This is a genomic window from Woeseia sp. D3-10, assembly GCF_055809415.1.
Map to the genome: position 1 here is coordinate 1,436,329 of NZ_JBVVTW010000007.1, position 23,013 is coordinate 1,459,341.

The following is a 23,013-nucleotide window of genomic DNA, read 5'->3' on the forward strand; positions in this document are numbered from 1 at the left end:
TTGTAAAGCCGAAGCTTTACGGAATCGATTACAGCACTTAGAAGCTCATGCGTGCGCCAAGGTAGAAGCGACGTGGCTCAACCCAGTTGTTGGCTTCGCCGAACTCGTACACGCCGTCACCACCAGCAAGGTCCTGCTGACGATTCACAGCTTGATCATCAAGCACGTTGAATACGGTCAGGAAGAACTCTGCGTTCAAACGGTCATCCATAAGCGGCAGGATGTATTTGACCTGAAGGTCAAGCGTACCGTAAGACGGTGATGTCTGGCTGCCTACCGTACCTGGTGCCAACCAGCGAGTGGTCGTTCCCATGTCTTCGTAAGCGGTGCCAACACGAACCGGCGTATGGCGGCTGTACTGCGAGAAGGTCTCGCTGTAGAGCGTACCGGAGTTCCAGAAGTAGGTTGCACCCACTTCGATGCCGTTTTCCCAACGGTAAGAACCAGCCAGCTTCAGCAGGTGCTCGATATTACCCGGCTGCGGGCCGTATACGTTCGGCGCACGCGGATCCAGGTACAGGAAGTCGCCCTGAAGGTCAGCATTACCGTCCGAGTTACTGTTGCCCTTCGCATCGTTGTACGAGTAGGACGCCAGACCGAACCAGTTGCTGTCTTCACTGCGACGCTTACGCCACGTTACTTCAACGCCCTGGTACTCGCGTTTGCCGCCAGCCAGTGTTGCGATGAAGTAGTTAGCGGTCGGCAGAGTATCAAAGCCGAAGTACGACAGTGGCAATGCATAGCCACCAACCTGCGCCGGATCCGTGTAGAAGCCGAGGTCGTAATCTTCCATGATGTCGTTAGTTTCACGATCGGTATAGGTAATCGCGACACTCTGGTCGTTCGTGATTGATTGCTCGTAACCAATCATGAACTCGTCCGTGTACGGCGTCTTGGTGGTTGGCGCGAAGAAACCGTCAGCTCCCTGGCTACCGCCACGAGTACGGAAGGTTACCCAACGATCACCAACAAAGACCTGCTCCTCACGAACGGAGCCCGTCAGCGTACCGGCAAATGAAGTCATGTCGGTACGAATCGGATCGTAGTAACGACCGAAGAATCCCCAGACTTTGCTGCGGCCATCACCTTTGAGGTCGTATACAACACTCAATCGCGGTGCGATGTCGTAGTCAAAAGAGAATACTTTCGAACCGTCGGTAGCGATATGATCCCATTTTTCAGCACGCAGACCAGCATTGACTGTCCAATGCTCGTCGATGTTCCAGGAATCCTGGATGAAGAACACGTCGCCTTCGGTCTTGAAGTTCGTCGGACCAGCTTCGGTCTGTTCGATCTTGTAGACGTTGACGTCGCCGTTCGGATTGCCCGCCGAAGAGTTAAGCACAAGTGCGCCCATTTCAGCGGCATCGATCGCACCGGAACTGTCAGCGTCGAGAAGGCCCAGGAAGTAGGCCGAATCCGGGCTGGCTGCCATGGCATCAATGATGCGCTGGTAGTCATCTTCGGACACATCGCGATCACCGGTCCAGGTTCCGCTGGTGTAGTCAGCCAGCGTCAAGCCGGAGTTAACCGCACCCATTGAAGAATACTGTGCACCGTCACCCGTATAGATCAGGTCGCGGTTGTATTCGTTGGTAACCTGCGAATAACCCGCTTTAAATTCGTGCGAGCCATAGGCTGTATCGAGGAAGTACTCAGCAATCAGGTTAATGCTTTCCTTGTTACGGAAAGTAATAGTGTTTGAACCAGAACCACCTTTTTGCGTGTCAGCATTCGTAACCACTACGCCGGTATAAGCAACGTCATTTCGACTTGAAGTGTCGGCTGCTGTGTTACTGAGCTCGCCTTCATGGCTTACGATATTCGCCGTCAGGATCAGGTTTTCCCAAGCATGGGAATACTCTAGCTTGTAATTGTCACCACCCTGAACACGAGCGAGGTCGCGATTTTGCACGACAGTGGTATTTGCCGAACCTGAACGTGTGTAAGGATCGTTGAAGAATTCAGCGACAACACGATCGTTTTCAGTCGGCTGCCAGGTCAGTTTGACGAAACCCAGGTCTTCTTCGGTCTTAACCGTTCGCAGCAAACTGCCGGTTACCGGATCAACGATATCTTCTTCGCGTTCCTTGCGTTGCAGGGATGAGAAGAACCACAGCTTGTCTTTGATGATCGGTCCACCCAGCGTAAAGGCGGTGTCGAACGTGGAGAACGTTGCATCTTCGAGGTGCTTGTTGTCAGCAACCAGCGAGTCAGACTGTGTGTAGTAGTTGACCGAGCCGTGGAATTCGTTACTACCCGACTTGGTGATAACGCGCGAGATCAGGCCCTGACCACCTTCGTACTCAGCGGGAACACCGCCGGTGATGATCTGCTGTTCCTGGATAATCTCGGAGTTGAAGTTAGCACCGAACGTACCGGTCAGGTTATCGGTGATGTTCACGCCGTCGATGTAGTAAACGTTATCCGATGACGTACCGGCCGTGTTGCCGTTGGCATCTACAACGTCCGAGTAGTTCACACCGGACTTGGATGACGGGTTGCCGTTCAATGTCGGCTTCGTCGTCGGTGCAAGCTGCAGGTACGCCTGGTAGTTACGAGCGGTCGGCAGCGATTCTGTCAGATCCAGCGTAACGTCAGTTGCCTGCAGCGCTGACGATGTGTCAACCAGCTGACCAAGGTCGCTGCGTCCGTAGGTAACGATCTCTTCGATCGCAGCGCCGGAAGCAGCCTGCAGTGCATAAGGCAGGTTAAATGTTCTTTCCGAAACGACAAGTACGTTTTCGTTGCGAATAGGCTGATAACCGTCAGCGTTAATGGTTACAACGTAGGCGTCTGATGGATCAAGACCAGCAAGACGAACTTCGCCGTTGCTGTCCGTTACGCCAGACTTCTGACCGAGGCTTTCGTTGGTACTGGCGGTTACGGTTGCACCGGCCAATGGATTGCCACTGCTGTCCGTAACACTGACCCGTAAGGTACCAGTGTCAGCCAAGGCACCTGCGCTCAAAAGCAGCAAGAGCGCGCCCAGCTTGAGTTGCCGGGCGATGTTTTGAGTAATCAAAGGAGGTCTCCCTAATATGCAGTAAGAGTGTTCTTACGTCTGGTTCGTTGTTTTTGGCACACAACGAGTGGCGACTTTATATCACCGGATGGAATAAGAGTCCATCGTAGTCTTTATGTTTTGCGGGCGCTTCCAGCGCAGACAGTACCTGAATGCCGCCTCCAAACTAATGTTGCAAAATCACCACACTGTACTGATGCAGTGGGACGACAAAGATGCAAGCGGACCGCGCGCCGCCGCCAGGCGACGTCCGGCAACGAATGCCACGAGGCAGGCGCCGAGATCGTGGGTTATCTTTCCGGGCCAAAGCGCCCGGCCCTGACCCTGTGCTCAGCCCAAGGTGCTGATTCATCTACGCCTTTGCCGTGCAGGGATGTATCCTTTCGCCGATGAAACGAGGTATTTCCGCAGCCAGCTCGCATAAAGAACACACCGTGCTGGGGATGGTCGCCGGTCTCGGCGCTTACCTGATGTTTGCGGTCATGTATGCCTTCGCCAAGTTGCTCAGCGAGAATCACTCGGTATTCGAAATTGCTTTCTACCGCAACCTAATTGCCAGCATTCCGTTCCTGATTCTGGTGTTCGGCCTGGGTCGGCGCGAAATTCTGGTGATCAACAGCAAGCCGGCGCTGGTCGGCCTGCGGGCAGCGCTGGGCTCCCTGACTCTCGCAACCACCTTTTTCGCATTCTCCCTGATGCCGATGGCAGACACGACGACACTCCTGTTTACCGCGTCCTTATTCGTGCCCGTTCTGGGTGTGATTTTCCTGCGGGAACAGGTCGGCCCGTATCGCTGGACGGCGGTCGTCATTGGCTTCGCCGGTGTTCTGATCATGACCCGTCCGACGGGAGAGGTGTACTTGCTCGGGATATCCGTCGCACTGGCAGCAGCCTGCATGCAGGCCACGTTGCAAATCGTGCTGCGCTACCTGGGTCGGTTCGAGAGCCCGGAAACCACCAGTTTTTACTTTTTTATCATTGGCACGCTGATCATGGCCTTGCCTCTGCCCTTTATTGCAGTACGACCGAGCGTCGATGAAATCCCGCTCCTTGTGGGCGTCGGCTTGTCCGGCGCGGCAGCGCAGTGGCTGCTGTCAACCGCGTTCCGCAACGCGCCGGTGGCTTTGATAACGGTGTTCAACTACAGCGGTATCGTGTGGGCCACCCTGCTCGGCTGGATGCTGTGGAATGACTGGCCCTTGCCACAGGTGCTGGCAGGAGCGGCCATCATCGTTGCCTCAAACCTGCTGGTGATATGGCGCGAGAGCCATCTGCACAGGCTCTCGGAGGCCCATGTCCGGGCCAAGTTGTAGCGTGACTTAGCCCAGTAATTTCAGGGGCCTGCAACAAATTCAAAGAATTGACAAGATCGCTTTAATGAAGGGGGCCTTCTTGGGATACTTGCGCGCTCAATTTACCCCTGCGACTCACTCCCGGACTAGCCCTGGTGGCAATACCAAAAACAGAAGCCCCCGTGATACTGGCAACCGCCTGCATAATCTTCCTCGGCGGCTGCAGCGTATCGGCTATAAGCACCGACGCTGAAAATATCCCGGTACCAATCGACTGGGCTCGTGGCGGTGTCCCTGGCGATATAGGCCAGAATTGGCTGGGCACTTTTGGCGATCCAGAACTGGACGTGCTCGTCAGTGAGTCTGCCGAAAACAATTACACACTCAAACAGGAACGCGAGCGACTTTATTCCGCGGAACAAGCTGTCCGCCTGACCCGCTCGAATCGCTACCCTGCACTTGATGTTTCGCTTGGCGGCTCTCGTCGATCGACCGAAAGTACTGCGGGCGTCAGCGAGAGTTTCGACATCGGCGTTGACGGTCGCTGGAATGTCGACATCTGGCGGCAGCTCAGCAAGCAACAACAGGCAACTGAACTGGCACTGGCTGCTCAGCGTGCCCGCTTGCAAACGGTCGAACGGGATATTGCCGCAACCACAGCGGGACAGTATTTCGATGTCATCGAAGCAAAGCAGTTGCTCGAGGTAGCGCGACGACGCTTGAGCAACGTCATCGAAAGTCACGACATCGTTGCCAGCGGTTACCGGCAAGGTTTGAATGATGCGCTGGACCTGTACCTTGCACGTAATCAGGTAGAACGCGAGCGTGCCAATTTCGCGTCTCAGGAACAATCGCTGCTCGAGTCCATCGCCGATCTGCAATTGTCACTGGCACGTTACCCCGACGGCAACATGCCTATCGAAAGCGAATTGCCGGTAATGACTGACGCGGTACCTACAGGACTCCCGTCAGAACTATTGACCCGCCGCCCTGATGTGCAGGAAGCATGGCTAAACCTGCTGGCAACGGACGCCGAACTCGCCGCTGCACACAAAGCGCGCTTCCCCAGTTTGTCGATAGTGGGCAGCAGCAGTCGGACAACAGATGCATTCTCCGAACTTCTTGACGGTGGCGCTTCCGCTTGGTCGCTGGCCTTCGGCCTTACGCAACCACTGTTTGACGCAGGTCGGCTTGCAGCGCTGGAAGAACAAGCAGCGGCCCGGGTACGTATTGCCGAACAGCAGTACCTCGATCTGGTCTACCGTGCTTTCGCGGATGTCGAGAATTCCATTTCCCGCACGGCGTCGCTGGAACAACGCTACGACGCCCTGCTTGAAGCAGAAAAAAACTCACGAGCAGCATTGGAGCTGGCTCTTGAACAATACCAGCGTGGCCTGGTCCCATACACGACAGTGCTCGAATCTCAGAAGCAGGCGTTCGATGCAGAAGCTACTGTCGTACAACTGACTAATCAACGCTTGCAGAACCGCATTGGACTTTATCTTGCGCTTGGCGGCGAATTTGTAACGGCGAACTGACCAATGGCACTAAGATTGAAGAAAGTTATTCCGATCGCGATTCTTGGCGGCCTACTGCTTGTGGCCTTTCTGATTAAATCGAATCCACCGTCCACACCTCAGCGGAATGACTTCAGCGGACCGCAAATGTCGGTAGAAGCCATCACGGTTACACCAAGGGATTACCAGATCCGGCTCGAGAGCTACGGCACGATTCAGCCGCGGACAAAAAGCATGCTGGTCGCCCAGGTCGGAGGCCAGATTGTCTCCGTCAACCCTAACGTGCGTGACGGCGGCTTTTTCGAGAAAGGCGACATTCTCGTATCCATCGATGACCGCGACTACGCGGCGGATGTAAGAATTGCCGAGGCATCTCTCGCTGATGCCCGCCAGGCAATGGCGGAAGCCGAAGCCCGTACAAATCAGGCGCGCGAAGATTGGGATCGACTGGGGAACAACGGTGAGCCGTCAGACCTTGTCCTGCGCGTACCGCAGTTTGAGGCTGCACAGGCACGCGTTCTGTCCGCCGAGTCCACGCTGGAAAAAACCAAGCTCGATTTGCAGCGCACCCAGATTCGCGCACCGTTTGCCGGTCGCGTACTGCGCAAGTTTGTAGATCAGGGCCAGGTTGTTTCTCAAAACGCCCAGATCGCAGAAATCTACGCGACCGACGTCGTCGAGATTCGACTGCCGCTTCGGAATCGCGACCTGCAATTTATCGATCTTCCCGAAGCCTATCGCTACTCAAACTCCGTCGAAAACGTCGGCGCGGCCGTTGAAATTGAATCAGAGCTGGCAGGCGATACAACCTGGCAAGCCATTCTGGTTCGTACCGAAGGCGCTATCGACGAAACGGCGCGGCAGTTGCACGTTATCGCCCAGATAGACAACCCGTTCGGCTCCGCCGGCGATGGCCAGATTCCGTTGAAGATCGGTCAGTACGTGACAGCACGACTGGCCGGCAACGTCGTGGCCGATGCCTTGGTCATTCCTAACACGGCTATTTACCAGGGCACCTACGTCTACATCGTCAAAGAAGGCTTGCTGAGCCGCCGCGATATCGACATTGCCTGGCAGAACGATGCCGAAGCGGTCATCGCGAATGGCCTGGAGCCCAACGATCAACTCGTGACCACGCCACTCGGCCAGGTAACGTCCGGCCTGCGCGTGTCTGTTATAGGTGAAGAAACTGTCGAACGTTCAGCCGCGAAACGCCAGGGCGGCCCCGATGGGGCACGTCCGGCAGGCGGTAATCGAGGAGCCCGGCAATGATATCGTGGTTCGCAAGAAACTCAGTGGCTGCCAACCTGTTGATGGTGACCATTCTGGTCGGCGGCATACTCGCGCTGCGCAACGGGGTTCGGCTGGAGATTTTCCCGCCGTCCGACCCGGACACTATTTCGATTTCCGTACCGCTTCGTGGAGCGACACCTGAAGACGTCGAACTTGGCGTCGCGGTGCGTATAGAAGAATCCGTCAAAGACCTGGAAGGTATCGATCGCATCATTTCAAGGTCGAGCGAAGGCAGCACCAACGTACAGATTGAGATTGATCCCTCGTACGATGCGCGCGAACTATTGAACGACATCAAGAGCCGCGTTGATGCGATTAACACTTTTCCGGCGGACACTGAAAAACCCGTCATTGGACTACGTACGCGTTCGTTCGGCGTCGTTGATGTGGTCGTCGCTGGCGACCACACTGAAGATGAAATACGGATGTTTGCCGAACAGGTGCGTGACGACCTGCTGCGCATCGAGGGCATCACCCAGGCAAGCCTGGACGCTGTGCGTCAGTACGAGATAGCGATAGAAGTATCGCCAGACAGGCTTCGCGAGTTCGACGTTACATTGTCGAACATCGCCCAGGCGATACGGAGCAGCTCGGTCGACTTGTCAGGCGGCAACGTACGTACGGAGAGCGGCGATGTGCTTATCCGCTCGAAAGGACAAGCTTACCGTCGCGCCGATTTTGAAGAGATTGTTGTCAAGACCAACGCCGACGGCAGCATTGTACGGGTTGGCGACATTGCCACTGTGATTGACGGCTTCGTCGAAGACTCGATGCGCACGCGCTTTAACGGCAAGCACGCGGCTTTCGTAACGGTCTCCCGCGTCGGCAACCAAAGTGCTATCGCCATCGCTGAAAAAGTCAAAGAATACATTGCGTCGAAACAACCTTCGATGCCGGTAGGGCTGGAGCTTAGTTACTGGGATGATGACTGGGCGCGCCTCAAAGACCGGCTGGGCATCATGACCAGCAGCGCCATTCAGGGCAGCATACTCGTCATCCTGTTGTTGTCGCTGTTCTTGCGCCCGGCCATTGCTGTCTGGGTGTTCCTCGGTATTCCGATCAGTTTTTTCGGCGCTTTCATCATCATGTATTTGTTCGATGTAAGTCTGAACATGATGAGTGCGTTCGGCTTCATTATTGTGCTCGGTATCGTCGTCGATGATGCCATTGTCACTGGCGAGAACGTATACGCACGCCTGCGCACGGGCGAGGCAGGTCTCGCTGCGTCGATTCAGGGAACGAAAGAAGTCGCCATTCCCGTAACGTTCGGCATCCTTACAACCATCGCCGCGTTCATGCCACTGGCGTTTATCGAAGGACGACTGGGAGAATTCTTTGCTCCGATCCCCGCGGTGGTCATTCCAGTACTGTTGTTCTCGTTGATTGAATCAAAGCTGATCTTGCCTTCACATCTGAAGCACATCAATTTGAATGAATCGAACAAGAAAGCATCACGGTTCCAGGCATGGCAAACGCGCTTCGCCGACAACTTCGAAAACTTCATCGTCAAGTATTACGAGCCGGTCTTGAAAAAGGCGTTACATCACCGCTATTCGACCATGGCCGTATTTACCGGTGTATTGATCATCATGATCGCGTTGATCACCAGTGGCTGGACGCGCTTTGTTGCCTTCGAACGCTCGCCGGGTGAAACAGCGACAGCATCGCTGGCAATGCCGGCAGGCACACCATTTGACATCACTAACCGCAATGTCGAGAAGATCAGTCAGGCGGCGGATGACTACAAAAAGTACGTTGACCCGGAAACCGGGCAAAGCATGATCACCAACATTCTGACCACAGTCAGCAACACGTCCGCTCGCGTACAGATGGAAACCGTTCCGCGCCAGAATCGCACGATCCCGTTCTCGATATCTGAAATGAACAACGAATGGCGACGCGCTGTCGGAACGGTACCCGGCGCCGAAAGCCTGATTTTCCGCGCCTCCTTCTTCCGTGCCGGCGACCCTATTGATGTGCAGTTCAGCGGCAACTCATTGCAGACCCTGAGTGCCGTCGGGGATCAGCTAAAGAATCACCTCTCGACCTACCCCGGCGTATTCGAGATTGCGGACAGCCTGTCGAACGGCAAGGAAGAACTGCAGATTGACTTAACCTCGCAAGGCCATGTGATGGGTCTCACTCGCAGCGATATCGTTAACCAGGTCGGCCAGGCGTTCAAAGGATTGCAGGCACAACGCATCCAACGCGGCCGGGATGACATCCGCGTTCTTGTCCGGTTTCCGATCGGCGAGCGCAGCACGATTGCATCACTCAATGAAATGTTGATTACCGCACCCGATGGCCGCCATATTCCCTTGTCGAATGTGGCCAGTATCAAACCCGGCCGGGGCCCGTCTGAAATTCGCCGGATTGACGGTTACCGGGTTCTGAATGTGACTGCGGATGTTGATAAAGACAACACCAACATGACGGTCATACTCGCCAGCATTCGCTCGCACCTGGATGAGATGCTGGTGAAATACCCTGGCATCAGCTACACGATTGAAGGCGAACAACGACGCCAGGAGGAAACCTTTGGTAGCCTGCAACTTGGCGTAATTATTGTCTTGTTTGCGATCTACTGCATGCTCGCGCTGCCACTCAAGTCCTACGCGCAACCATTGATCGTTATGTCAGTTATTCCCTTCGGTTTCATTGGCGCCGTTGTCGGCCACTGGCTGATGGGACAAACCTTTACCATTCTCAGCGTACTGGGTTTGATGGCGCTAACCGGCGTAGTCATCAATGACAGTCTTGTGCTGGTCGACTACATCAATCAGCGCCATCGAGCCGGCGGCGAAAAATTGCTTGCCGCGGTTGAGCGCGCCGGTGTCGCCAGATTCCGGCCGGTATTGCTGACTTCATTGACCACCTTCTTCGGACTCTTGCCACTGCTCATGGACCAGTCGTCGTCAGCACAGTTTCTGGTGCCGATGGCGATCTCGCTCGGCTTCGGCATTTTGTTCGCGACGTTGATTACGCTGATACTGGTACCGACCAACATGATGATTGCCGATGACATACGGCGCGTGCTCAGGTCGCGCTATCGCGAGATCAAGACCATAGTCGCTGTCGATACGCCCTGAGTAAGAGAAAGCGCCGCTGACTGTGACTTGCTGCTATAGGATGCTGCGGCCAAACGCGCTTTGAATAAGCGTTACTGCGCGCTCAGCCGATACATTGCGGTGGTCGAGGAACGGGTTCAGCTCGACCACTTCCATTGAAGTCATCCCGCCGTGTGCTGCGCATTCTTCCAGCAACAGGTGCGCTTCGCGGTAACTCACGCCACCAGGAACGGTCGTGCCAGTGCCCGGGATCACCTCCGGATCGCAACCGTCCAGATCGAAGCTGACGTGAAAGCCCACTGTTCCGTCATTGACGATTTCGAGCGCTTTGCGTGCAACGCGGGCCATGCCGATTTCATCGATTTCCCGCATCGTGAAAGCCGTCACACCGGACTTATTGATGATCTCGCGTTCGATCCGGTCGATATCCCGTATACCGATGAGCACAACGTTTTTCACATCGACAGCAGGGTGTGCACCAAGGATGCTCGACAAGTCCGGGTCACCCATACCGATCAGGTGCGACAACGGCATACCGTGGATATTTCCGCTCGGCGAACTCTCGGGCAAATTCATGTCACCGTGCGCGTCGAACCAGATCAGCCCAAGCCGCTTTTGCACCTTGGCGAAGTGCGCCGACAATCCGGAGACCGTGCCCATTGCAATGGAATGATCGCCACCGATCACGAGCGGTATTTCGCCGGAATCCATAACCTGCAGCGTCGTACTCGCGAGCTCCTGACAAACAGCAAGGATCTCGTCTTTGAACCTGGCGCTGGCATTATCGGTCTGGCGAGTTTCCATCGCTGGAACCGGTATGTCGGTTTCCTGACTGACCGTATAACCGAGCCGTTTCAGTGCCGCACTCAGGCCGGCTACGCGAAACGCCGACGGCCCAGCGTCAGTGCCGCGTCGTGAAGCGCCAAGGTCGAGCGGAACATTGATAATGTGAACAGCTTGTTTTGAGTCAACCATAAATCTACCCGTGCTTTTTAAGGCTACTTTAGTAACAGGAGCATTCCAACAAGCCGTAGCGGCAACCAGCGGTTACCGCCGATTCAGGCCTGCCAGTCGACTCGCGAATAACATTCGTTCTATTCAGTCCGGCGCCCACGCTCTTATTGCCTGCGAAGGCGAAGCCAAAACCCGCGGACAGAACCTCGCGGGACACATTGCCAGGCGCGCTCGTGCAAATAATAAATCAGCAGTTTGATTGCTGGCTCCACGGCACCCATGGTTAATGCGATCGACATGTCACCGGTGAGAACCCACACCAACAACGCCGTCGTTATAGTGCCTGTTATCCGATAGGAAACGGCCTTCAACAGGCTGCGTAGGCGCGACTCTCGATCAATACAGACATCATTTGCAACAGACTCTGACATTCCGGGCACTCTGCTCCAACACCGGACCATGCCGGCTCGTCAAGAAGCGCAGCTTAGCGCGTTCGTCAGGTGTACGCATCGACATCAACAATCCGCCTTCCGGCGTTGCTCATTTCAGATCGCGAGATGCCTTGATGAGATCGTAGGCTGTATTTATCTCCCGACTGCGCTCTTCAGCCACTGGCCGCATGCTCTCTGGCAAGCCACGCGATGCCAGCTTGCTCCGGATGATTTTGGCTCATAAGCTTGCGGTAAGCGCGCTTGATTTCACTGGGGCTGGCATCGGGACTGATGCCCAATGCTTCGTAAGCATCAGCCAGGCGCGACCTGGACGGTGGCGCACCCGGGCCTGCCGATGCTTCGCCGGTCGCGGCGCGCAACAATGCTTCCAGCCGCGCGACATCCAGTTCTTCAAGACCAAGCCGGCGCGCGATGTGCACCAGCATTTCGTGTTCTGCCGGATGCAATTTGCCATCTGCTGCCACCGCCATGCACTGCAACTGCAGGAAAAGCTGTATCAGCGGCATTCGGCCGCGTGCGATGGCGGCAAAATTATCAACAGCAGCATCGAGATCGAAGTTCGGCTCTTTGCCAGCGGCAAACGATGCTTTAGCTTCTACACGCGCATCCGGCGACAAACCGAGCTGATCAAAGATGCGTTCGACCACCTGAATTTCGTCGCGCGTAACAACGTTGTCCGCTTTGCACAGCGCACCCATGATCGCGAACGTTGGGTCCAGCAAGTTTGACTGAACGGCCTGCAGACTACCGAGGATAGACTGCCGCAAGCCCCAGCCAATGACATAACCGGCCGTGCCGCCAATAAGCAGTCCGGGAAAACCGCCGAAAACTGCGCCGATGATGACACCATCATAAGCATCCGCGCAGTCTAACAGTCTGCCGACCGACGAGTCAGCCAGCGACTGTGCTACCGACGCACCGCCGTGAATGATACTCGCGATCTCATCACCCACCGGTTCAAGAGCCGGTGCAAATCAAGCCTTCGCGGAACAACGGGAGACGGTCCGGGACAGTGCGGCCGCTCTATGAACTACACAGTAAAGACGGTAACTGCCGCCATGCCGAGCAGGAGTGAGGCGAGGCCCAGCCAGTACCCGATTACCAGAAGGCTGAACTTGAAAAACGTCAGAAAATGCCCTTGTTCGTAAACGCGGCGCAACATTTTGTAGAGGTAAACGGGAATATAAAGCGCCAGTGCCACCACCAGTGTCGCCCGAACAGACTCTGCGGCACCCGTCAGGTTTCCTAGCCGGGCGATGACAATCTCAACCGTCAGCGCGAGAAAAACAAACGCATGATAGTGAAGTATCAGCAGCAGGTGCTCGACGTAATAGCGACGTGATAGCGGGTACATGATCTTCAAGACCAGCGCCATCAACGGCAGCAGAATAAACAGACCGGCAGGCACGTATTCCAATAGCTTATCGAGAAAACCACGAAACCCGGCGCCGTCTTCAGCTGTTAAGCGGTTACAGATGGCTTGCGCTCTTTCGCGTGACAGCCGCCGAGCCAATCCGCCCGAACTCCGCCGGGTTGTAGTCCTGCAAACTGCAATCGGCGTCGAGTTCCTTACCGTCAACACTGACACGCAGTCGGCCATCCGGGTCATCGGCCGCCGACGAGCTTGATAGAGAATACCTTCCGCCTCAAGTTCGTTGAGCAATTCCCGACGGGCATTCTCAATATCTTCAGCGTTGTCTGATGGCGTCTCCACCGACTCTGCAACGGGCTCGAAGAAAATACCGAACTCTTCCTTCGGATCAAAAAACGCCACCAGGAAAAACAGCAGGCTCAAAACGAGGTAGGTGCGAAACGGCGGCATGTAACGTGCGCGCCGACCCTGCAGGTACTCCCGGGTCAGGCGACCAGGTCGGAAAGCCAGCTGCAGCATGGTTTGCCACAATCGTGAATCCACATCCAGAAGATCGCCGAAGGCATCCTTCACGAGTTCCCAGACGCTGATCAGGCGGGATTGCGCACGCTGACCGCAGTGTCCGCAGTACTGTCCATTCAGCGTCGTACCGCAGTTCAGGCAACGCGGCTTTGCAGCGGTATTGACCGACGACAGAGGACTCCTGTGTAGGACGCGCCGCGTCGCTTCGAACTGGTTCCCGAACTGATCCGTAGTTTGCTGGCGCATGGAGGCTGCGGGCCCTGCCAGATAATTTTCAAGGTCCTGGTCACTCTCCAGGAAATACCGCACGACGCGGGTTACGCGTCCATCACTGTCGTCCAGGGCGCTTGCGTCGGCTGCGACAAAACCCGGCAAATGCAGCATGTCTTTGACATGATTCGCGAGCCGCTGGTCAAGCCCACCCGCCACCTCGGCATGCACGCTCAACGTGACCTCGTAGATGGGCCCTTTGTGTTCGTCCACTAACGCCCCCTCGCTATCGCCACTCACCAGGTGGCCTTTTCATTTCAGTCAGCAACGACAGCATACCTGTCAGCAGCAGGTCGCGGTATGTGAATGCCCTTTTGGGTACCTGCTGATTACGCGATTCAGTTTGAGGCTATCCGCCGTGTGGCTTGCGTTTGAGGCCCTTTGCGCGCAATTCCTGCAACACATTTTGCACAATCCGGTCACAGCGCTGGCCCGCGAACTCGTGCACGGACACGCCGTCCGCTTCGCTGTACTCCAGCAATCGTTTCTGCAAAAGGAGTCGCGCGCGGTGAAAACGCGTCTTGACGGTTGCCGCCTTGATATCAAGAATCTCGGCCGTATCCACGATCGAGCAATGCTCGATCGCACGCAGCATGAACACCGCTCGAAAGGCGTCCGGCAGCTCATCAATACATTTTTCGAGCAGGCGCCGTAGCTGTGTATTGGCCAGTTTCGCATCAGGTTGCTCAGGGCGTTTGACCGCCGTCGACAAGTTCATGACGTTCTCGAAATCAGGTTCATCCATGTACTGCATCCTCCGACTCTTGCGCAAGCGCATGAGAGCGGCATTGCGGGTGATTCGCGCAAGCCAGTTGGGCAATGCACCCGCCGCTCGCAGTTCACCCAGCTTTTGGTAAGCCTGAATGAACGCTTCCTGGACTACGTCCATCGCCTCAGCGTCATCCGTAACAATGCTGCGTGCTACCCGGAACAGGCGCTGATTGTGGTGGCGCATGATGCCCTCGTAAGCTTCGATATCACCGTCAAGCACGCGCGGCAGGATGTCCTCATCACTGAGGTGCGCGAAGCTTGTTGGAGTAGAGGTCGCTGTACTCGGCATTTCGTTGCTCCTCGTTCAGGATTGAAAGACGTCAGCGCACAATGGCGATGACTCATCGAGCGTGGCGAGCCACGCAATCGGGTCGCGCCGTTCCGCAGCATCGGCAATACCCACGAAGCCCATCGAGGTGCCGGGCAACATGCTAAGCGGTGCCTGCAGAAAGCGATCGAGGGTATAGACCCCGTCCAGGTAATGCCCGCATCGCGCATAGCACTGGAGTAAGCATAGCCCGGCTCTCCGCCAGCGGCGCGGCCCAGCAAGCCACAATGCAACGGCCCGGTTCGATTACGGTCTGGCGAGTGACAGCCAATACACTTCGCATAGCTTTGTTCGCCAGCCGCGAGATCGGCAGACCCCGGAGTCGCACCCGCCAGCAACGACAACAGGGGGAGTGCTGTCGCTGCCAGCGAGACGGTCAGTGCTGCCGTTAGTCGGGTCACAGGTGATACCGGGCCGGCACAGGACTCAGGAAAAGAAAGCACCGGGGACCGGGTCAAGGCCAAGGGCATGGCGGAGTACGGCCCAGTGCATCGCCTCGTCAGCCAGAATGCTGGCTGCCGCTGCAGACAGGTCACGGTTACCGAACACCGGTATCGCGCCGGCGTACGCACTCACAGCACCACGCTCAAGTCCAGCGGCAAACTGCAGTACGTCGCCTTGCCGTTTGAGCTTGTCCACCGGGAAATCGTAGTTCGCGCGGGCATGGACATCCTGCCCGCCGAGACTGCGTACTGCCTTGACCAGTGCATTGACGTGTTCTTTGTGGTGCCCCTGAAACGCGACCGCGACTTTCAGTACCGCCGGTTCCAGCAATCCGCTCTCAGCGCCAACCTGGTAGGCAGCAACTGCCTCATGCTCTGCTGCGATGGCGGTGTTCAATATGCGGATATCCTGAGCAACCGCATCGTCGGCCGTGCCTGCCGCCAACGCGGTTGAGCGCCCGCCGAGCATGGCCACTGCCACGCCGGAAAAGGTCATCGCACCAGCCCGACGAATGAACTGCCGTCTGGTTTTTTGCGCTGTCTCCAGTAGTAGCGATGTTGCTTGCGAATTTTCTGTATTGCGTTTCATCGTAGATTCCTCTTAGGTCGGTTTGGCCGTTGGTCCGTTGCGATGCCCCCAAGATGCACGGCCACGAAAAAGGTTCCCGTGGCCCCGACCCGGGCTACAGAGACTTCAGGTACTCGGCGAGATCCGACTTCTCCTCGTCGAACAGGCCTAGGTTCATAACGAGATCGTAGTGCTCGACCACGTCGGCCAGCGTCGGGAATTCGCCGTTGTGGTAGTACGGCGGGTGCTGCAATAAGCCGCGCAGTGGGGTTGTCCGGTAACGCTTGGTGATGGTACGAGTGGCGTACAAAGGATCGGCACCGACTTCATGCGCCTCGTGCAGTGTCGTATTCGCATCGGTAAAGCGCGGTCCCGAGTGGCATCCTTCACAGCCGGCTTTACCGGTAAACAAGGCTCGTCCCCGTTCGGCCGCTTCCGGGTCGTAGCTGCCCGCTGGCGGCACAGGAGCTTCGAGGCTGTGCTGGTACTCCAGCAATGCCGGCAATTTGGGTGTCACCAGATCCGGGTCCGCGTGTACCTCGATGTTCAGCGCAGGCTCTATGAAGGTGCCCTGACCACCCATCTGGGTTATCGCAACGTAAGCGTTCCAGTAGGAAACCGGCCCTTCGCCGGTGTAAGTTTCGAGCGCGACATCCCGCAAACCGTAGGCCGGCGCAATTACTACCGGATCGCTGATGCCATCGTGATTCCAGTAAGGGTCGTATTTGCCGGGACCCCAGGACTGCAATTCGGCACGTTGATCCGGTTTGTCATCAAAGAACGGTGACAAAGACAGGATCAGACCCGGATTCAGATCAGTGGCCGCCCACCCGTCCTGACGTACGCCGATACCGGGGGCGACTGAATCGTCAACATCGGAATGGCACAAGGCACAGGTTATGCCGAAGCTGGTAACGGTCCCATCCGTAGCGACCTCGGCATTGATGCCAACAACAGCATCCAGTTCAAGCAACGCGACAGTAGTCGCCGGATCAGTAAGGTCGGCTGTTTCCAGAATGCCCGGCGGCAAGGCCTCCGCATCCACTTTCAGGCCCACTGCGAGCGCGGTCTCGGGACTGATGGTGGTAACCACTTCGTGATAGCGCAAGACATCAGTCCACAATGCTTCGTCACCAAAGGTGTCATAACGGAACGTCGCTTGCGGAGTCGAAGACCGGTTCCGGAGGAGGCGGTGGTGTTGGTGTCCGCACGGAGTCGTGATCCGAACACGCACTCACAAGAACGGCGTTCAGCAATAACGTCAGAAGTAGAACTGGGTAATTATTCATTGGCTACTCTCGCAAACATGAGGGGTCTGTCCAGCAAGATGCAGGTCACATTGGGAAGGTTCCCGAAAGGAACAACGGGTAATTCACGCGTGTGCGGAACTATGGAGTGCGCGTCTGCGTGTCAATTACGACGCTTTTTTCGCTGGCGCCGTGGGTGAAGCCGGCCGGAACAGCAATCGCACAGCAACGCGAGCTAACTGATCGTCAAATGGGCACGGTATGCCGCCAAACTGGCAGCCGATGCGAATTGCGCAATTACTGCTTTGCGTTACAGCAAGTGACCTGCAGCCGCGGCTAGTCGCGCTCAGTTTCGGACAGCGTTTCGATGCTCGGCGAAACCACGAACGCCGATTGTCGTTCGCGGTGGATCAGGTACAAACCACTGGCAATAATCACCGCAGCACCAACGAACACGATGGGTGGTGGCAATTCTCCCCAGATGGCGAGGTCCAGCGCGACGCCCCAGAACAGTGTGGTGTACTCAAAGGGCCGCGACGACCGAGACCGGTGCGCAACGAAAGGCGGCGGTAATCAGCATCTGGCCGAGTGCACCGGTAACCGCCAGCATTGCCAGCCAGCCCATATCCATCACTCGCAACGGCTGCCAGTTCGGAAAGGCCAGCGCGCCGGCCCCGCAAGCGCCACGACGCCGACGAACCAGAACGACATTGATGCCGTTGAATCCGTGCGGCCCAGTATGCGGACGCTGATCGCGTTCAGGGCGTAGCAGCTCGCGCTGACCAATACCGCAATCGTTGCGAGGCTCGGCGTCACTATGCCAGGTCGCAGTATGACCATAACGCCGCCGAAACCAACCACAACAGCAATCCAGCGGCGCGGACCCACGACTTCACCAAGCAGCAATACCGATAATGCCGTGATGACCAACGGCGCAACGGAGGACAGTTTGCATAAGCTTCTGACAGCGGCATATGACTAATGCCGTAGATGAAACTCGTCAGCATCAATACGCCCAGCACACCGCGGCCGATCTGCCAGTTCCAGCGAACCGCAAACAGTGTTGCGACGCTGCGCTCACGCCATACGACCCAGGCAAACAGGAGCGGTAACGACACCAACCCGCGCAACGCGGCAACCTGCAACGCGGGGTAGACACCAGCCAGTTCCTGCATGGCGGCATCCATTACCGACAGCACCAGCATGGCCGCCAGCATCAACGCTATGCCGCGCAGGTTTTCACTCTGCATGGCATTGATCGTCAGGTTTGCTGCTTGTCATTTGTACGTCGCCGTCCGCTCGATGCACCGCGCTGCAGGAAGCAGAAGCGGTTTTGGTTGTGGTGAGAGTAACAAAGGTCGGGGCTGTCCGGCTGTGCCTGCTACCATTCCAGTCGATATGCACTTTGCCAACGGGGCTATTCGCCCCTCGTCCCGACACAGAAATCATGCTCAGTTACCGCCACAGCTACCATGCCGGCAATCATGCCGATGTTCTCAAGCACAGCGTGCTTGTCGAGTTACTTCGGTACCTCACGGAAAAAGACAAACGGCTCTGGTACATCGACACCCACGCCGGTGCAGGCATGTACCGGCTCGACACAGACCAAGCCGCGCACAAGAGCGAATCGCGCGACGGCATCGAACGCTTGTGGCTGGCGAAAGACTTGCCGGACGCGTTGCAGCGTTATACAGACCTTGTCTGTCAGCTCAACCCGGACGGCAAGTTGCGCAACTACCCAGGCTCCCCTGTCATTGCAGAACACCTGTTACGCGCCGGCGACAAGTTATGGCTCAGCGAACTGCATTCGACCGACCACGCAACGCTGGACGAACACTACCGGCGCTCACGCCATGTACGGGTACAGAACGTGGATGGCTTTAAAGCACTGACTGGCTTGCTGCCGCCGGAACCGCGTCGAGCGCTGGTCATGATAGACCCGAGCTACGAAGTAAAGACTGACTATGCTCGAGTTGTCGACGCGCTGCGCGACGCACAACGGCGCTTCGCGACCGGCGTTTATGCCGTTTGGTACCCCATGCTTGGCAGCCGCGAAGCAGAGAATCTGGGTGACGAACTGCGCCGTGTTGCGGGACCACGCTGGCTTGACGCCCGCCTGCAGGTTCGCGATGGCCGCACTCCGGATGCCGGCCTGTACGGGAGTGGCATGTTCATTCTGAACCCGCCACACAAGCTGCCGGACGTGTTGCAACGCATCCTGCCCTGCCTCAGCAGCGCGTTGGCGCAGGATGAGTACGCGACGTACCAGCTCGAGCATGAAATTCCGTAGGCAGGCAGTCCACACGGCATTCCCCTCAGCCCGTAAAACGTGATGCGCCTTTGACGAACAAGCCGGGTTATTCCACCATCTGCCTATGAAACTACTCATACTTGCCTGCCTCTTTGGATTGTCCGCTTGTGCCGCATCTCAGCCGGACAGGCATACGCCGACAACGATCGCGTCCGCAGACCCCGCACACAACAGCAGAAATTCACTGGACTGGGCCGGTAGTTACACAGCGGTTTTGCCCTGCGCCGATTGCGAAGGCATTGATACGGTCGTTACGTTGCACATGGACGGTACGTTTTCGCGCCAGAGCCGCTATCTTGGCAAATCCGACAGGGTATTTTCGGACACCGGCTCATTCGAGTGGGACGCCAGCGGCAGTGCCATAACGCTGCTGACAAAACAAGGCCCAGCGCAGGCGTACAAGGTAGGCGAGAATCGCTTGATACACCTGGACCAGAGTGGCCGCCCGGTCACCGGTGCACTCGCTACGCACTACGTACTGCTCAAAACCCGTTGATTTCACTGCCCGCAGCAGCCCGGCCTCACCCTGCAGTCTGACGCCGATGGGCGGCGAGCAGGCGACCAACAGCGCACTCAATTCATAGCGACTTGAACCGCACGACCGGGCCGTCAGCAGCACGGGCAATCATTGCCTGATCCGGTATACCATTGGCCTTTCGCACAAACGGGTAGCTCTGTATGAATCGTCGCAAAGTACTGCAATCTCTGGTCACAACCGCTGTCGCCGGTTCCAGTGGCGTCGCACTCGCCCAGCAGGCTACTGGTGACAGCGCCAGCAATCGGCAAGCAAACCCGGTGAAACCGCGCCGCCTTAAAAAAGGTGACACGATCGGGCTCATCGCCCCGGCCAGTAACACGCAGACCAACGAGGACATTCGTTTCGCCAGCGAAATCATCGAATCGCTGGGCTTTACCGTGCGTATGGGCCAGCACCTGTTCGAACGCAATCAGTACCTGGCCGGAACTGATCAACAACGTGCCGATGACGTGAATCGCATGTTCGCTGATGACAGTATCGATGGCATCTTCTGCCTGCGCGGCGGCTACGGCACACCACGCATCCTGCCCTACCTCGACTACGACGTGATCGCCAGCAACCCCAAGGTTCTGCTGGGATACAGCGACATAACAGCGCTGCACACAGCCATCTACGTCAAGACCGGGCAGGTCGGCTTTCATGGGCCCATCGCAGGACAAACTTACACGGACTACACACTGCAGGAATTTGAAAAGGTCGTTCGCGAACCTCGCGACACGACGATCATCGGCAACGCACCGCCGTTCGAATCAGGCCCCGGCAAGGTCGAGCGCGAAAACCGCGTTACCTACTTTGTCGGCGGCAAGGCGCGCGGGCGCTTGATCGGCGGCAACCTGAGCTTGCTCGCAACATTGATCGGCACGCCCTACGAACCCGACTTCCGCGACAAAATTCTGTTTCTGGAAGACGTCGGCGAGGCGCCCTACCGCATTGATCGCATGCTGACGCAGTTGTGGCTTGCCGGACACCTGCAGCAGGTCGCCGGTCTCGCATTCGGCAAATTCACGGACGTGCCCAGCGTATCGGGTAACAGCTACAGCGTGGAAGAAGTTCTCCGGCAACGCTGCGAACCATTGGGGGTACCGTTTATTGGCGGCCTGATGATCGGGCACGTCAGCGACCAGACCGTAGTGCCCATCGGCATCAATGCTGAACTTGATGCGGATGCCGGAACGTTGCGATTGCTGGAACGGGCCGTCAGCTAACCGGGCTTGCCGTCCTGACGCGGCAAGAGCAATACCGGCGTGTAGGCAACAACGAACAGCAAGAAAGCGGTCGCCCACATGCCGCCTGCCAGTAGTACAACAGACTGGTACGAGTGCGGCAGAGCGGCAGCACCGAAGACCCGGACGGCAACCGCCAACACGAGGAACACGTAAGCGGCAACGGTCAGCCGGTCCACGACGAGTGGCCGCGCGGTATGACCCAGCGATGCCCGCGTCATCACCGCCAGAATCATCGTACCGGCCGCACCAGCGCCGAGTGCGTGCTGCCAGTGTGCGGCCCAGACGAACCCGCCAAGGACGAACAATGCTTTCAGCGCCAGGCCCACTGGCAACCATAGATAAGCAACGTGCAAAACCCAGACGATAGGCTGTGACAAGGTGTGCAAACTCTGCCAGCCACTCAAGCGCACAAGCTGCGCACTGGCCGCGGCCAGCGCTATCCAGCCCGTCACGCTATGCATCGGTCCAACAATGTCCGCGATCGCATAGGCAAGCATGGCAAGGATGGTGAACTTATCCAGCAACGCGCTGCTCCGCATCTGCACCGGTACGGCCTGCTCGCGCAGCGCATTGCCCGTGAAAGCTGGCACGATACGGCCACCAATAACGGTAAGCAGAACCAGCACAAGATCCAGGCCGATCCGCAAACCGCGCGCGCTCATGACGGTATCGGCGTTGGCCAGACCCAGGATAAACATCGCGTCACCCGCCCAGAAGAACAGCAATACCAGCAGCAACGGCGTGTTTCGGCTGTAGGTTCGTAACAACGAAGGCGCCAGCGTCAACATCAGCGCCGGGATAAACGCCAGCTCAAGCGCCGCGGTCAACCAGAACGGCAAACTGTCAGCAAACATAAACGCAAAGCGCCCGCCCAGCCACAGCAGTACCAGTATTTGCAGCGGCCCGCCGGCGTAACCGCGGCTGCCGGTCCAGCTCGGAACAGCGGTAAGCATGAAACCTGCAATGGCCGCGCTGACGAATCCGTACAGCATTTCATGGCCGTGCCAGAACTGTGGCGGGATATTGCCTAGCGGCATCAGGCCCGCGCGGTAAACCCACAGCCAACTGACTACCGCGAACAATGCGTAGACACCAGCCAGCAAGAAAAATGGCCGGAAACCGTAGGCGAAAGGTACGAAACGGGAGGAGCTGTGACGGCTCATGTGAATAGTCTTTGCAGGTAAGTGAACGGACCCAGCGGATCGTGCGTACGGGCAATCATGCACATGCTGGCATAGACGCACAGTGCGGCGACAAAACAAGACAAGCGCACACGCGCGCTGCGCCCTCGTTTAAGCGCGAAGGTACCGAGTAAGACATAAACCACGAGTAAACCGATTTTGAGCGTCAGCCAACCGTTGGCATACAACGCCGCCGGCAAAATGATCAGCAACATGATGGCCGCCGCGAGCAGCACAGTATCAATGCTGTAACTCAGATAGCGCAGCGGCGCCGACATAGCCCACTTGCCTCCCGTTTGCTGCGCAACACCACGCAACAGGAACAACGTGCCACTCGTGATCACCGCGGCAATGTGTACAAGTTTTATGTTCGGGTAAAACTCAATCATCAGTCCATTAACCGACTCTGCGCGTGACACGTCTTGAACTTCAGGGTACGGAAAACGAGTTTGAAATACTTACCTTGTCAGTCCACACCTAGTGTCCTCGGCGCAAAATTTGATCTCGCGTTCGTACCCAAAAAGGTCCCGACGATTTTCGCAAAAGAACAGGGCTCCAATCATCAGGGGATATGCGTATGCGGAGCCCACGAACGGGCCGGTTCCTCCGACGATTCGCCTCATTCGGTTCATCGC

At 57.0% G+C, this 23,013-nt stretch carries 20 protein-coding genes; 7 read left to right on the forward strand and 13 right to left on the reverse strand.

Going from position 1 to position 23,013, the window contains the following annotated elements:
- Positions 1-37: 37 nt before the first annotated feature.
- Entirely contained in the window at positions 38-3,025 is a 2,988-nt protein-coding gene (locus AC0L8N_RS07165; RefSeq protein WP_473666901.1) for a TonB-dependent receptor, read from the reverse strand.
- Positions 3,026-3,414: 389 nt separating this feature from the next.
- On the opposite strand from AC0L8N_RS07165, the gene AC0L8N_RS07170 reads away from it, so the two are divergent.
- The 4 genes from AC0L8N_RS07170 (at position 3,415) to AC0L8N_RS07185 (ending at position 10,216) form a co-directional block, all read left to right on the forward strand.
- Entirely contained in the window at positions 3,415-4,338 is a 924-nt protein-coding gene (locus AC0L8N_RS07170; RefSeq protein ID WP_473666902.1) for a DMT family transporter, read from the forward strand.
- 134 nt (positions 4,339-4,472) lie between these two features.
- Entirely contained in the window at positions 4,473-5,855 is a 1,383-nt protein-coding gene (locus AC0L8N_RS07175; protein WP_473666903.1) for a TolC family protein, read from the forward strand.
- A 3-nt stretch (positions 5,856-5,858) separates the two neighbouring features.
- Positions 5,859-7,106: an efflux RND transporter periplasmic adaptor subunit gene (locus AC0L8N_RS07180; RefSeq protein WP_473666904.1), complete on the forward strand. Its 1,248-nt coding sequence runs from the start codon at positions 5,859-5,861 to the stop codon at positions 7,104-7,106.
- Complete coding sequence (locus tag AC0L8N_RS07185; RefSeq protein WP_473666906.1) at positions 7,103-10,216, forward strand: efflux RND transporter permease subunit; 3,114 nt, start codon at positions 7,103-7,105, stop codon at positions 10,214-10,216. Before AC0L8N_RS07180 ends, AC0L8N_RS07185 begins: the two co-directional genes overlap by 4 nt.
- 33 nt (positions 10,217-10,249) lie before the next feature.
- On the opposite strand, the gene rocF is transcribed toward AC0L8N_RS07185, so the two are convergent.
- The 10 genes from rocF to AC0L8N_RS07235 all read right to left on the reverse strand — a co-directional run bounded on the left by rocF (position 10,250) and on the right by AC0L8N_RS07235 (position 18,372).
- Positions 10,250-11,170, reverse strand: coding sequence for an arginase (gene rocF / locus AC0L8N_RS07190; protein ID WP_473666908.1), 921 nt, complete (start codon positions 11,168-11,170; stop codon positions 10,250-10,252).
- Positions 11,171-11,313: 143 nt separating this feature from the next.
- Positions 11,314-11,610 (reverse strand): DUF2061 domain-containing protein, encoded by a 297-nt coding sequence (locus AC0L8N_RS07195; protein WP_473666910.1) that lies wholly within the window; start codon positions 11,608-11,610, stop codon positions 11,314-11,316.
- A 143-nt stretch (positions 11,611-11,753) separates the two neighbouring features.
- Positions 11,754-12,554: a co-chaperone DjlA gene (djlA, locus tag AC0L8N_RS07200; protein ID WP_473666912.1), complete on the reverse strand. Its 801-nt coding sequence runs from the start codon at positions 12,552-12,554 to the stop codon at positions 11,754-11,756.
- A 77-nt stretch (positions 12,555-12,631) separates the two neighbouring features.
- The gene (locus AC0L8N_RS07205) at positions 12,632-13,978 is read right to left on the reverse strand and encodes a DUF4286 family protein (RefSeq protein WP_473666914.1); all 1,347 of its coding nucleotides are present in this window, start codon (positions 13,976-13,978) and stop codon (positions 12,632-12,634) included.
- 136 nt (positions 13,979-14,114) lie between these two features.
- Positions 14,115-14,825 (reverse strand): RNA polymerase sigma factor, encoded by a 711-nt coding sequence (locus tag AC0L8N_RS07210; RefSeq protein ID WP_473666916.1) that lies wholly within the window; start codon positions 14,823-14,825, stop codon positions 14,115-14,117.
- 15 nt (positions 14,826-14,840) lie between these two features.
- Complete coding sequence (locus AC0L8N_RS07215) at positions 14,841-14,966, reverse strand: c-type cytochrome (RefSeq protein WP_473666918.1); 126 nt, start codon at positions 14,964-14,966, stop codon at positions 14,841-14,843.
- Between the two features lie 324 nt (positions 14,967-15,290).
- Positions 15,291-15,896: a ferritin-like domain-containing protein gene (locus tag AC0L8N_RS07220; protein ID WP_473666920.1), complete on the reverse strand. Its 606-nt coding sequence runs from the start codon at positions 15,894-15,896 to the stop codon at positions 15,291-15,293.
- Positions 15,897-15,990: 94 nt separating this feature from the next.
- The gene (locus AC0L8N_RS07225; RefSeq protein ID WP_473666922.1) at positions 15,991-16,998 is read right to left on the reverse strand and encodes a hypothetical protein; all 1,008 of its coding nucleotides are present in this window, start codon (positions 16,996-16,998) and stop codon (positions 15,991-15,993) included.
- Positions 16,999-17,458: 460 nt separating this feature from the next.
- Positions 17,459-17,593, reverse strand: coding sequence for a hypothetical protein (locus AC0L8N_RS07230; protein ID WP_473666924.1), 135 nt, complete (start codon positions 17,591-17,593; stop codon positions 17,459-17,461).
- Positions 17,594-17,937: 344 nt separating this feature from the next.
- Positions 17,938-18,372 carry a hypothetical protein gene (locus AC0L8N_RS07235; protein WP_473666926.1) on the reverse strand — a complete coding sequence of 145 codons (435 nt, stop codon included), beginning with the start codon at positions 18,370-18,372 and terminating at the stop codon, positions 17,938-17,940.
- Between the two features lie 197 nt (positions 18,373-18,569).
- Between AC0L8N_RS07235 and AC0L8N_RS07240 the strand changes: the two genes are divergently transcribed.
- The 3 genes from AC0L8N_RS07240 (at position 18,570) to AC0L8N_RS07250 (ending at position 21,176) form a co-directional block, all read left to right on the forward strand.
- Positions 18,570-19,412 carry a 23S rRNA (adenine(2030)-N(6))-methyltransferase RlmJ gene (locus AC0L8N_RS07240; RefSeq protein WP_473666928.1) on the forward strand — a complete coding sequence of 281 codons (843 nt, stop codon included), beginning with the start codon at positions 18,570-18,572 and terminating at the stop codon, positions 19,410-19,412.
- A gap of 85 nt (positions 19,413-19,497) precedes the next feature.
- Positions 19,498-19,929, forward strand: a complete 432-nt coding sequence (locus AC0L8N_RS07245; RefSeq protein ID WP_473666929.1) for a copper resistance protein NlpE — start codon at positions 19,498-19,500, stop codon at positions 19,927-19,929.
- A gap of 182 nt (positions 19,930-20,111) precedes the next feature.
- A complete protein-coding gene (locus AC0L8N_RS07250; protein ID WP_473666930.1) occupies positions 20,112-21,176 on the forward strand; it encodes a S66 peptidase family protein in 1,065 nt (354 codons plus the stop codon).
- On the opposite strand, the gene AC0L8N_RS07255 is transcribed toward AC0L8N_RS07250, so the two are convergent.
- Together AC0L8N_RS07255 and AC0L8N_RS07260 are read right to left on the reverse strand one after the other, a co-directional pair.
- Complete coding sequence (locus AC0L8N_RS07255; protein WP_473666931.1) at positions 21,173-22,360, reverse strand: NnrS family protein; 1,188 nt, start codon at positions 22,358-22,360, stop codon at positions 21,173-21,175. The two genes, AC0L8N_RS07250 and AC0L8N_RS07255, sit on opposite strands and share 4 nt — an antisense overlap.
- A complete protein-coding gene (locus AC0L8N_RS07260) occupies positions 22,357-22,797 on the reverse strand; it encodes a SirB2 family protein (RefSeq protein WP_473666932.1) in 441 nt (146 codons plus the stop codon). The genes AC0L8N_RS07255 and AC0L8N_RS07260 overlap by 4 nt, the downstream gene beginning before the upstream one ends.
- Positions 22,798-23,013 lie beyond the last annotated feature (216 nt).